The following is a 12,193-nucleotide window of genomic DNA, read 5'->3' on the forward strand; positions in this document are numbered from 1 at the left end:
ATGATGAATGGCAGGAATTACTCCTGCCATTCTTTCTTTTTATTTAATCTTTTCTAAGGTTTTCACCAAATAATAGTAAAATTTTTCTACAGTATCTATCTCAACGAATTCGTCAGGGGAATGGGCGTTCAATATTGTCGGCCCGAACGATACAATATCTAACCCCGGTGTACTTCCCAATATGATTCCGCATTCCAGTCCTGCGTGTACAACTACTACGTGGGCTTTTTCCTTGTACATATCTTCGTATAGTTTAGCCATCATAGCCAATGTTTCCGAATGAGCATTCGGCTGCCATCCCGGATATCCGTTTTCAATGGATACTTTCGCACCTGCAAGAGCAAATACACTTTCCAAGCTGGAGCATATTTCATCTTTACGTGTTTCGGAGGAACTACGGGCAAGCATTTTTGCAGATATACGTCCTGCTTCTGATTTCACAGAGGCAAGATTAGTAGACGTTTCCACTATACCTTCAAAATCGGTTAGCATACTGATAACACCATTCTGACAACCCACAACGGCGTTGATCAGGCTGTCCTGTATTTCTTCAGGAATAAGAGTTTTTGGTAAATCCGCTTTAGCTGCTTTGAACGAAAGATTTTGTTCTACAGCTTTGTATTCTTCTTTAAATATCTTTTCGTATTTCTTTACCAGTTTTGCAAAGTCTTTTTCGTCTTCCTCCGGTAGAGTAACTACGGCAACTGCCTCTCGTGGTATAGCATTCCGGAGCGAACCGCCGTCGATCGATGAAAGACGTACTTCATAGTTGCTCACTGCTTCTTTCAGGAAGTAGAACATCAGTTTGTTTGCGTTGGCACGCCCAAGGTGTATTTCTGTTCCTGAGTGCCCTCCGCGAAGTCCTTTCAGAGTTATTTTATAGGCTATATCTCCTTCCGGAACTTTTGCATCTTTAAATTCCCAGTCTGCATTTACATCGGCACCACCGGCACAACCTACGCACAATTCACCGATTTCTTCCGTATCGAGATTAAGCAATACATTGCCCGACAGGAATCCTTTTTTCAGTCCTGTAGCTCCTACCATACCGACCTCTTCATCAACAGTAAATAAGGCCTCTATTTTGCCGTGTTTCAGTTTTTTATCTTCCAGTACGGTCATCATCGCAGCGGCACCGATACCGTTGTCGGCACCCAGTGTAGTCGATTTGGCTTTTACAATGTTACCGTCGATTTGGGTTTCTATAGGGTCTTTAGTAAAATCATGCTTCACATCGGAGTTCTTTTGAGGAACCATATCCAAATGTGATTGAAGGATAACTACTGGCACTTTTTCCATGCCCTTTGTGGCAGGCTTTGTGATCAGTACATTGCCTGTTTTGTCCTGCTTAACGTCTAAGCCAAGGGATTTACCAAAGTCAATAACGAATTTTGTGACCTCTTTCATTTGTCCTGTCGGACGTGGAATCTGGGTGAGGCCATAGAAGTGTTTCCACAATTGTTGCGGTTTTAGTTTAAGTATCTCTTTCGACATAATGGTTATGTTTTAAAATTTACGAATAGTAACAAAGATAGGAAAATATCAATGCTTTGGATGCTGTATCTATATGTTTTTATATTATTTTCGATTGATATGGTGGCAATATGCTGATATTGGCTATTTATAGTTTTCTTTCGACCTGAATCCGTCTTGTATTGATTTACCCCTTGCCTCCAGTTTTTTGAAACTTTGCGCCCCTCTTGCTTCATTGCTGGTTGCTGGTACAACATCGTAGATAAATCCTCTTTCTTCGGTGGCAATGTATATAGTTATGCCATTGTTGATTTCATATGGTTCGAAAGGAGGCCCGGGAATTTCCATTATTTTACTGGTCTCCATTATCTGTTCTGTGGTAGAGTAAGGTGCATAAAATGGTTTTCGACTTGACTGAGATTTACTATAGCCACAATATTCTCTGAGAAAATGTCTGTAATCAGATATGCTTTTATATGATTGTATGAATATGAAGCCAAACAAAATAATGGATATATATTTACAGAAATCAGCTGTCCCGTATCTTTTGCCATTCTTAGATTCGAGACTAATGATTAGTATATTAAGTTTATAATTATCATATCTATTCCGGTAAAACATAAGTGTTATAGCTAAAAATATCAATGAAAATACATATCCATAGCCAAAACGAATAGATGGAGCTGTTGCCAGCCAGTAAATAATGTTTATACCAAGTATGGCTGCCATATAGAGGTAAATCTTGTTTATTTCTTTCTTTTTCTTTATTATTTTAGCTGTAATAAATATCATAGATGCTAGGCTAAGTGCATACAGTGGTATATGCCATGAGAATTCTTTCCATACTCTGAATGCCAGGAAATCTTCCCAAATTTTTGCCATATATTCATATCGGGCATGAGCGGCTATATCATGTGTCTCCCTTATCAATATGTGTGCAGGCACTTTCCAGTCGAAAGAGAATAAGTCGATTTGATAGAGAGGATGTACAAGATAGCCGGAAATAATAACATTTCGGATAAACCACAATCCGATGATTGCAAAAGCTGTTGAAAATAAGAAAGATACTGTTCTATAATCTTTCTGTTTTATAAGCCAGAAAAATATCAGTACGCCCGATAATGCAATAAAGATAATCGATAGTTTAAATGTGGCGAGTCCAATAGGGATAGCTACATAGAATAGCAATTTCTTTTTTACCTGATGAGGATATAATACAGTTTTCATCGCCAAATAAATGATGGTCAGATTTGGTATGATGTCAGTTGAAGTCACCCCCAGGACATTTCTATCCATAAGTATAAACCCTGTGTATAATAGTAATATAATCACCCTTTTTACTTCAAATCCCGACCTAAATGTTTCAGTTACGATCCAAGCCAATACAGCAACACACATAAATGACTGGAAACCATAAATAGGCTCATCGAAGATAAACCGAAGTGTATAAATTGCTGATATCAGTAAATAATTGGAGTTGAATCCAAACCTTTCTTCTACATTCCCTAGCCCCGGAACTATTGCATACTCTTCATTCCATCTGATTGCAGCCTGATGATAATAAAATGAATCGTGGGACAGCCATTGTCCGCCTAAATAGACGGAAAGCAGTCCTACGGAAAGGATTGCTAATAATATTACTATAAGTTGATAAACGGAAAGGCTTTTAATCTTTCTTTTGACCTGTTTTAAGCAAAAGATAAAGTATTTATATCTTATAGCCCAATATAGAACTGAAAAGATAAAATAAGCTAAAAGTATGTAATGATTTGACGGTAGCCAGAAAGAAGAAATTGAAAGTGGTATGAGTATAAAAATCATACCTAAAAATAAGGTATCTGTCACCGAATATCTCTCTTTCTTTTTACACAGTTTATTATAAATGAAGATGAAAAAATCTCCTAGAGAAATAAATGTAACGGCTATCAGAAACCAGCACAGAAAAATGGCAAACATTACTTATATGATTAATTTTGATTTACTTTTGTTTTTTCAAGGCCAAAGCTGCTATTCCGAATAATCCGCAAAGGATCACCCAAAGCGATTGGATAGCAAATACTCCGGTGGCAAATGCTGTGGCATTCAGTTCATTGATTCCATAAAGCATAAGAGCGGCAACCACAGCTATTTGCCAAGGTCCTAATCCTCCGTTAGACGGTACTCCCATGCTTAAACTGCTTAGGGCGAATGCTATAAGTCCGGCTGTAATGCCTAAATCCTTAGTGAAACCGAATGCAAAAAATGTAATATAGAAATACAGGAAGTATGAGCCCCAGATTCCGATAGTACACAGAAGCAGTTTCCATTTACTATCCATGCGCCAAATGGCTTTCATGTCCGCAATCATGCTTTTGATGAAGCTTTTGACTTTCTTTACTATTATATTTTCCTTAAAGAAGCGGAAGACAATGTATGTTGTTATCACGGCAGCTACAAGGGCAATGTATAATACTGGAGATTTCAGTATCATCATAATCAGGTCGAATGTTGATTTGTTTTGCTCGAGTTGAGCCACGAAAAACTGCATGTTTATAAGGAATGCAGCAAGGCATAATAGCACAACGGTCGCCATATCGAATATCCGGTCTAAAATCATAGTGCCGAATAATTTAGTGAACGGTATTTTTTCCTCTTTGGCTACTATTCCGCATTTCCATATTTCGCCTGCGCGAGGTAAAGCAAAGTTAACGGCATAACCGCCAAGGATAGCATATATCAGATTTGATATTTTGGGTGAATAACCCAATGGGTTAATGAATAATTTCCAGCGATATCCTCTGATAATATTTCCTAATAAGCCAAATATAAGGGAGAATAACAAAATACCCCAATTAGCGCTTTTAAGTACAGTCCATAATTCGTCAGGGTCTATCTTGCTGATGAGGTAATATACTATAGCTATCCCGAGTAATAAGGGTAAAACTACTTTAACAAACGTATTCAGTAAGGATTTTTTTTTAGGCTTTGTTGCTTCGGCTGAATCTTCCATCCTTATTTGTAAAATTGCATTTTCTTTTTATTAATCGTGGGAACAGAAGCAGTTTTTACCAATAAAACACTACCTTTGCGCCAGCAAATATAATGATAATTGTTGAGCATGACAGTAGTAAGAGCAAAGAAATTCTTAGGCCAGCACTTTTTGAAAGACCTGTATATTGCACGCCGTATAGCGGATACGCTCGACGATTTTAGCAGTGTGCCGGTTATCGAAGTGGGACCTGGAATGGGTGTGCTTACTCAGTTTCTGATCGAAAAAGAAAGAAATCTTACTGTTGTGGAACTGGACAGAGATTCTGTACCTTACTTGAATGAGCATTATCCGGCTTTGCGCGGACATATTATTGAAGATGATTTTCTTAAGTTGGATTTATCAGAGATTTATCCCGGTCAATTTTGTGTTATAGGAAATTATCCGTACAATATATCCTCTCAGATATTTTTTAAAGTACTTGATTATAAGAACCAGATACCATGTTGTTCGGGTATGCTGCAGAAAGAAGTAGCTGAACGTATAGCTGCTAAACCCGGTGGAAAAACATATGGTATATTAAGTGTACTGATTCAGGCATGGTACGATATTGAATACCTGTTCACGGTGAGTGAAAAGGTGTTCGACCCTCCTCCGAGGGTGAAATCGGCAGTAGTGAAGCTGGTCAGAAACAATCGCCAAAGTCTCAGTTGTGATGAAAAGCTCTTTAAAACGGTTGTGAAAACCGGATTTAATCAGAGACGTAAGACATTACGAAATTCTATGAGGCCACTACTCGGGAAAGACTGTGAAGCATATTCGAAACCTATTTTTGGCGAACGACCCGAAAGGCTCTCGGTTGCAGATTTCGAAGAGTTGACAAATATTGTTTCCACTTTTCTGCCCGGGAGAGACAGCGAGAAGAAATAGAGTACATACACTTAAAAAAAGAGAGCTCATGTCAGAAGTAAAACTATTTTACCATAAAGACAATGCTATAAGAATGAGCCGTAGCATTGAATTCCTCAAGACTACTCCTATCAAAAACTTCCTCTGGATTGACCTTAACAATGTAGACGAAGAGATAGAAAACGAACTTGAAGATTATCTGAAAATATATATACAGGAAGAGGAAGAGATGGTCGAGATCGAGATGTCGTCCCGTTATATGGAAACGGCTGATTCTCTCGTTGTAAACTCAAACTTCCTGCTTGGTAATTTCGAAAGGGAACCTGTTTCGTTTATTCTTAAAAATAACATCCTTATTACTGTACGTGGAGAGGATTTGACTTCTTTTCATGAAACGATAAAAAAGATATCGGCCAATCCGAAAAACTATCCGACGGGCTATCATGTATTTGTTGCTATACTGGAGACACGCGTAGAGATAGATGCCGATATGGTAGAGGATATGACGCTGGAGATTACCACTTTGAGTAATAGTATCAGTATTCAGGAAGCGGATGAGGAACTCTTGATGGAGATTAAGAACCTTCAGGAAAAGACAATGCTACTCCGTGAAAATATTATTGATAAACAGCGTGCCGTATCAAGTATGCTGAGAAGCGAACTGATGCCGAAGGAACTGCATGGCAGGATTACAATTCTCATCAAAGATATAAATTCCTTATTAGAGCATATCCGTTTTAGTTTCGACCGACTGGATTATTTACAGGATACTTTCCTCGGGTTTGTAAACATCGAACAGAATAAGATTATAAAGATGTTTACCGTGATTTCGGTAATATTTATGCCACCGACATTGATTGCCAGTGTTTATGGTATGAATTTTGAAATTATGCCGGAATTGAAATGGAAATATGGTTACGAATTTTCTGTCGGATTAATGATTTTTGCAGTAGCAGTTATTCTTATATATTTTAAAAAGAAGAAGTGGCTGTAAATAATTATAAGTTATGAGTTATAAGTTGTAAGTTCTCAAATTAAGACTATAAATAAAGCCGCATGAATATTTCTTTCTTACGGCTTTTGTCATATTTAATTTTTTTTCTTTGACCTTTTTGCAGACTTAGCCTCCTGTTTGTCTTTTATAGTCCTTACTTTCTGATGTTTTTGGGTTACCGTCCCCTTAGGTACTGATTCATCAGGATTCTGTAGAGTTAATATCTTCTTTGCATTTTCTATTTCCTGCTTAGCCGTTTCACTCAGGATAGGGTAATGGAGCTTTAGTTCTTCTATTCGGTCACACACTATTTGTCCTACAGCATAGCGCATAAACCATTTATTATCGGCCGGAATGACATACCATGGCGCATTGTCGGTAGATGTATGTGTGAGCATATCGGAATACGCTTTCATATAATCGTTCCAGAATTCACGTTCTTTAAGGTCGGCCGCCGAAAATTTCCAGTTTTTCGATTCGTCGTCGAGTCGGGCAAGAAAACGTTTTTCCTGCTCTTCGTGCGAAACATTCAGGAAAAATTTAAGAATGATAGTTCCATTTTCAATCAGATGGCGTTCGAAGTCGTTGATTTGCCTGTAACGGTTTTTCCAGAACTTGTCATCGATATCCTCTATTTTATTAATCTTGGGAAGTTTTCCATTCAATACAATGGACGGATGTACTTTTGCTATTAGTACATCTTCATAGTGCGACCTGTTGAATATCCCGATACGACCTCTTTCGGGAAGGCATTTGTTGATGCGCCAAAGGTAATCATGATCGAGATCTTCTGCCGAAGGTTGTTTGAAAGAATAGACTTGACAGCCTTGCGGATTGATACCCGACATTACATGTTTTACTGTGCCGTCTTTTCCGGCGGCATCCATTGCCTGAAAAATAACAAGAATGGAATAGCGGTCGTGTGCATATAATTTATCCTGAAGTTTTGCGAGTTTCTCTGTATTTTCCGCAAGTAAATTCTTTGCATCTTCTTTATTCAGCCCTGCAGTAAAGTCGGTTTTGAAATCCGATACCTTATGCTTTTCACCGGGTTGGGCTGTCAATTTTTTAAGAACTTCCTTTTTCATAATGTTCCTGATTGGTTTATGATGTAATGTATATACCAATTAACATACAACCAAGGAATATTGTTGCATTTATAAGGATGCCATGCATCGGAATTTTTTTTGTTGAAAATAAGAATGGCCGGCTAATAAGATACCGATAATACTATCTCAGATTCAGTACCATTAAATAATCATGCTCCCTTTCTTCTATAATTTCGAAGCCTAACTTACGGTACATTTTAACTGCGTAATTATTCTTGTCCACACTTAGTGATGTCTCCTTATAGCCATGTGCCTTCATGTATTCTATCATCTTTTGCATCAGCAAAGTGCCATATCCCTGTCCCCTATACTCTTTAAATAAAGATATGGCAAATTCAGGTGTGGAATTATCTATATTCCCAAACCCTTTCACCTCTCCTGCGAGTATTCTGATCCATACGGCCCCAGCTATTTTACCTCCGGTTTCGGCAACAAGGCAGTAATCATCTTTTTGTTTACCGAAATTATCTATATATACATAGATGTCAGGTTGCCGTATTATATCGCGTGGTAGTTTTTCTGCGCCTTCCGGTTGAAAAATGGCCTCATAGAGCATGTCTTCCAAAATGCCCGATTCTTTGTCTTCAATTTTGCGTATTAAAACTTCTTCCAATTCTTTGGTTGTTACTCTTCTTCTTTGAACCAGCCCGAATACATCAGGTAATTTTTCGCAATCTTCTGATTCATTTCTTTTGCCTGATCCGGGTCCACTTTTTTTACGAATTTTGCCGGTACGCCTGCATAGATGCTACCGGGTTCTACCTGCGTGCCACTCAATACAACAGAGCCTGCCGCTATTATAGCTCCTTCGCCGATAACCGCATGGTCGAGAACGATAGCTCCCATACCAATTAATGCTCCATTTTCTATTTTAGCTCCGTGTATTACCACATTGTGCCCAACGGATACATCATCGCCGATTTCCACTACCGATTTTTGATACAAAGTATGTAATACGCTGCCGTCCTGTATGTTTACACGGTCGCCTATCCTGATCGAGTTTACATCGCCGCGGAGGACAGTGTTAAACCATATGCTGCAATCATCTCCTATAACAACATCGCCGATAATAGTTGCATTTTCGGCCAGATAAGTATTTTTGCCAATTTCGGGTATAAACCCTCTAACTTCTTTAACAAGTGCCATTTTAATCTTTTATATAATATTTAAAAAGCTTTTCGAGGTTCTCCTCGTCCAGCATCTTTGCCAGTATTATTTTATTTCTATTCAAGACATAGACAGACGGTACGCCGGAAGTATCGTAATTCATCCAAAAATTTGATTTATATTCGGGGTCAGCGCAATTTATCCAATCTGTCAGCTTCTTATTATTAACGAATGCTTCCCATTTTTGTTTGTTATTTACTATATCTATTGCAACAACTTCCACACCTTTGCTTTTATATTTGGCATATAATCCATTGTGAAGTTTTGGGGTAGAAGTCTGGCAATGACCGCATTCCGGATCGTAAAAATACAGTATCAGAAATTCGGCAGGAATCTCGTTCGTGTTTATTGTTTTTCCCTCCATAGTTTGAAGTTCAAGATTCTGAGCCTTCATTCCAATACGGTTATTTTTTATGAGTTCGTATTTTCGGCGTAATTCCGAATTCTGCGTACTGTCTATCCATATCACATCTTTATCGAAGATATAGTCTTCCGCAAGCTTCGCCCAAATATTTTCATCGCCCATCCTTGTACTTTTCAACGATTCGTTAGTCAACCTCGATAGCATTTCCCTAAAACAATAGTCATTACCCTTGGTTTTTGCTACCAGACGACTTGCGGCTACCGCCAGTGAATCAGGTATCTGGTCTGCCCATTGATTCAGATAAGTATCTATATAGCTGGTGAAATAATTGGTGCGCCACAGCCGTGGATCGGTAAGGTCTACATTATCAAAATAATGGACTTTCCCATATTCCTTATTTTTAAGAAATTCATTTTCATCCTTTGGTTGTGGATAGGGTAGGGATATCGGTTGCATCCCTTTAAGAAAAACACCAAACCAGTTATTTGTATTATTTTTTATAACAGATTCGGTATATGCAGATGCGCTTTCGTCCAGCTTGTTTTTCCGGTCTTCCAGTTCTTTCCTCTTTTGTAAAGTTATAGCATCATTTTCAAGTTGGGTCTCTATTTCAAGCCTTTCACTATCCTTTTGCTGGATGTCTGTCAGATATTTCCACAGTAGTACTGTGTTAGGGCTTCCGGTTGCGGTGCTTTTAGAGAAATCCTTTTCGTCTACAAATAAATGAATATTATTTTCTCCTTTATCCAAAAGGAGATCGACACGAAAATCGGGCTCTGCATAGAGAAAATATTGTCCGGCAGAAAGTTCTTCAGCGAGATTAAGTTTTGCCTTACCTTCGGATGATAATACGACAGAGTCGCGGGCATATGTTGCGCCATTCCAGTAATATCCCAGATACATCCTATTGTTTTTCTGGGAAGGAATATTTAATTCCAGATTGAAACCCGCACTTTTTTCGTTTTTATTGTTTTGAGCCTCTGCCTTGATAATCAGGAAGAGGCTCAAAAGTAGAAGAATATTATATTTCATTTGTTTTGTCCTTTAACCAGCGTTTTTCATCCTCTGTCAGCAGTGGCGAAAGACGGTCATATACAAATTTGTGATATTCATTCAGCCATGAAATTTCTTCTGCAGTAAGCATTTCCTTTATTACAGGAGTAGTGTCTATCGGGCAAAGAGTTAATGTTTTGAATGAATAAAAGTCTCCGAACTCTGTTGTTGTCTCATGTTGTGTAAGAATGAGGTTTTCGGTACGTATTCCGTATTGTCCCGCTCTGTACAGTCCTGGTTCGTTAGAGGTAACCATACCGACCAGCATAGTTGTCGGATTTTCATTCATGCGTATATTTTGCGGGCCTTCGTGTACATTCAGGAAATGTCCTATGCCGTGTCCGGTACCATGCAGATAATTGATACCATTATCCCACATGGTTCTACGGGCAAGGATGTCGAGTTGGCTTCCACGTGTTCCTTGTGGGAAGATAGCTGTAGCCAGATCGATATGGCCTTTTAGTACCATGGTATAATCCTTTTTCATTTGTTCACTAAGAGGACCTACCGCTACAGTACGTGTAATATCGGTAGTACCGTCAAAATATTGTGCCCCCGAATCGATTAACAGAAAGCCTTCGGCTTTTACTTCAAGCGAACTCTTTTCCGATACGTGATAATGTACAATAGCGCCGTTAGGGCCGTATCCTGATATGGTGTCGAAACTTTCGCCTACGAAATTATCTTGCTGGCTACGGTATTCCACCAGCTTCTGCGGTATCATAATTTCAGTAACACCACCCTGTGGAATAGCTTTTTCCAGCCACATAAAGAATCTGACCAAAGCTACACCGTCGCGCTCCATTGCATTTTTGAAGCCTTGTATCTCTGTTTCGTTTTTGATGCTTTTCATCAGGTCGGCAGGAGACGGAATATCTATAATCCTGTTGTCTGACGGAATGGTATTGTATAAACTGAAAGTGACTTTATTACTGTCGAGGCATACAGAGGTTTGTATTTTAGCTACATAATCGTATATCTTTGAATATTCGGCTATTGTTACATCCTCCGATTTCAGATAATCGGATGTTTCTGCTGTTAATTTCTTGGGGTCGATGAATAATACTGTTTCCTTTCGTGAAATGTAAGCGTAACTTACCGCTACAGGATTGCATTTTACATCATTTCCCCTGATATTGAATATCCAGGCTATAGTATCGAGCGCAGCTACAAGCAATGATTCTGCGCCCTGCTTTTCGATAATGTCGCATATACGTGCGATTTTCTTGCTGGCTGCTTCTCCGGTGTATTTTTCCGGCAATACAAATATCGGATTGGTAGGTATGGCTGGCCTGTCGTGCCATATGCTAGCGAAAGGATCATAATCACTTATCAGATGTAGTCCTTTCATATTCAGTTTATGACTTAAATTAAAAGCTTCTTTTGCAGCATATACATTTCCGTCTATCCCCACAGATTCACCTCTGCCAAGTTCACTGCCAAGCCATTCTTCCATGGTAGGGGTTGTAGGTAACCCGTCTTTAAAAAGATCAACTCCCGATCCCTCAAGTTCTGTCTCAGCCTGAAGAAAATAGCGTGAATCAGTCCATAGTCCGGCTTTTTCTCTTGTAACAACTACCGTTCCGGCGGAACCGGTAAAGCCGCTTATCCATTCTCTGGCAGCCCAATGTAATGCAGGATACTCGCTAAGATGCGAATCGGTAGTTGGGATAATGAAGGCATGTAGGCCTTTTTCTTCCATGAAACTACGCAAAGCGTTTAGTCTCTTATGAATTGTATTGCTCATAATTATTTTAGATTAAAATATTAATCAATATGTTGTTCTTTATACATTGAACATTTTCCTTCAAATCTGGCTCCGGGCTCTATCTCTATAGACTTTGTTTTTATATCGCCGTTCAGGAGAGAAGAAGCTCTGAGTATAACGTTTTCGAAACATAAGATGTTTCCCGTTAGTTCTCCCCATATTTCAACATTAGTGCATTCTATATTTCCATTCACATAGCCACTGTTTCCCAGTATTATTTTCCCTTTGCAATGAATGCTCCCCTCTATGCTGCCATCGATCCTGAAATCGTCTTCAGCATGTACATCACCTGTTATTTTTGTGCCTGATGCAAGAATGTTGTGTGTGTTTGCTGTAGTGATAACTTCTTTAATTTTTGCCATTTTTTACAGGTTGGTTAAGTTTAGGA

Annotated in this window: 11 protein-coding genes; 2 read left to right on the forward strand and 9 right to left on the reverse strand. The window is 38.8% G+C overall.

From position 1 onward, the window contains the following. Nucleotides 1-39: 39 nt before the first annotated feature. The 3 genes from K348_RS0113260 to K348_RS0113270 all read right to left on the reverse strand — a co-directional run bounded on the left by K348_RS0113260 (nt 40) and on the right by K348_RS0113270 (nt 4,462). A complete protein-coding gene (locus K348_RS0113260) occupies nt 40-1,494 on the reverse strand; it encodes an aminoacyl-histidine dipeptidase (protein ID WP_029905496.1) in 1,455 nt (484 codons plus the stop codon). 123 nt (nt 1,495-1,617) lie between these two features. Continuing rightward, nucleotides 1,618-3,429: a hypothetical protein gene (locus tag K348_RS0113265; protein WP_029905498.1), complete on the reverse strand. Its 1,812-nt coding sequence runs from the start codon at nt 3,427-3,429 to the stop codon at nt 1,618-1,620. A gap of 22 nt (nt 3,430-3,451) precedes the next feature. Beyond that, nucleotides 3,452-4,462 carry a lysylphosphatidylglycerol synthase transmembrane domain-containing protein gene (locus K348_RS0113270; RefSeq protein WP_036930554.1) on the reverse strand — a complete coding sequence of 337 codons (1,011 nt, stop codon included), beginning with the start codon at nt 4,460-4,462 and terminating at the stop codon, nt 3,452-3,454. A 108-nt stretch (nt 4,463-4,570) separates the two neighbouring features. On the opposite strand from K348_RS0113270, the gene rsmA reads away from it, so the two are divergent. Together rsmA and corA are read left to right on the forward strand one after the other, a co-directional pair. Continuing rightward, nucleotides 4,571-5,371 carry a 16S rRNA (adenine(1518)-N(6)/adenine(1519)-N(6))-dimethyltransferase RsmA gene (rsmA, locus tag K348_RS0113280; RefSeq protein ID WP_029905502.1) on the forward strand — a complete coding sequence of 267 codons (801 nt, stop codon included), beginning with the start codon at nt 4,571-4,573 and terminating at the stop codon, nt 5,369-5,371. Nucleotides 5,372-5,399: 28 nt separating this feature from the next. Continuing rightward, on the forward strand, nt 5,400-6,344 hold the full coding sequence (corA, locus tag K348_RS0113285) for a magnesium/cobalt transporter CorA (RefSeq protein WP_029905504.1): 945 nt from the start codon (nt 5,400-5,402) through the stop codon (nt 6,342-6,344). 95 nt (nt 6,345-6,439) lie between these two features. Here the strand turns inward: corA and K348_RS0113290 are convergent, their stop codons facing one another. From K348_RS0113290 to K348_RS0113315, 6 genes are all read right to left on the reverse strand, one after another. After that, entirely contained in the window at nt 6,440-7,432 is a 993-nt protein-coding gene (locus K348_RS0113290) for a polyphosphate kinase 2 family protein (RefSeq protein ID WP_029905505.1), read from the reverse strand. A 142-nt stretch (nt 7,433-7,574) separates the two neighbouring features. Then, nucleotides 7,575-8,066 (reverse strand): GNAT family N-acetyltransferase, encoded by a 492-nt coding sequence (locus tag K348_RS0113295; protein ID WP_029905507.1) that lies wholly within the window; start codon nt 8,064-8,066, stop codon nt 7,575-7,577. Nucleotides 8,067-8,077: 11 nt separating this feature from the next. Then, the gene (locus K348_RS0113300) at nt 8,078-8,599 is read right to left on the reverse strand and encodes a gamma carbonic anhydrase family protein (protein ID WP_029905509.1); all 522 of its coding nucleotides are present in this window, start codon (nt 8,597-8,599) and stop codon (nt 8,078-8,080) included. A gap of 1 nt (nt 8,600) precedes the next feature. After that, complete coding sequence (locus tag K348_RS0113305; RefSeq protein WP_029905511.1) at nt 8,601-10,016, reverse strand: TlpA disulfide reductase family protein; 1,416 nt, start codon at nt 10,014-10,016, stop codon at nt 8,601-8,603. After that, nucleotides 10,006-11,784, reverse strand: coding sequence for an aminopeptidase P family protein (locus tag K348_RS0113310; protein WP_029905513.1), 1,779 nt, complete (start codon nt 11,782-11,784; stop codon nt 10,006-10,008). Before K348_RS0113310 ends, K348_RS0113305 begins: the two co-directional genes overlap by 11 nt. A 20-nt stretch (nt 11,785-11,804) precedes the next feature. Continuing rightward, entirely contained in the window at nt 11,805-12,167 is a 363-nt protein-coding gene (locus K348_RS0113315; protein WP_051697868.1) for a polymer-forming cytoskeletal protein, read from the reverse strand. Nucleotides 12,168-12,193: the final 26 nt, after the last annotated feature.

This window comes from Prevotella sp. 10(H), assembly GCF_000711235.1.
Taxonomy (GTDB): Bacteria; Bacteroidota; Bacteroidia; order Bacteroidales; family Dysgonomonadaceae; genus Dysgonomonas.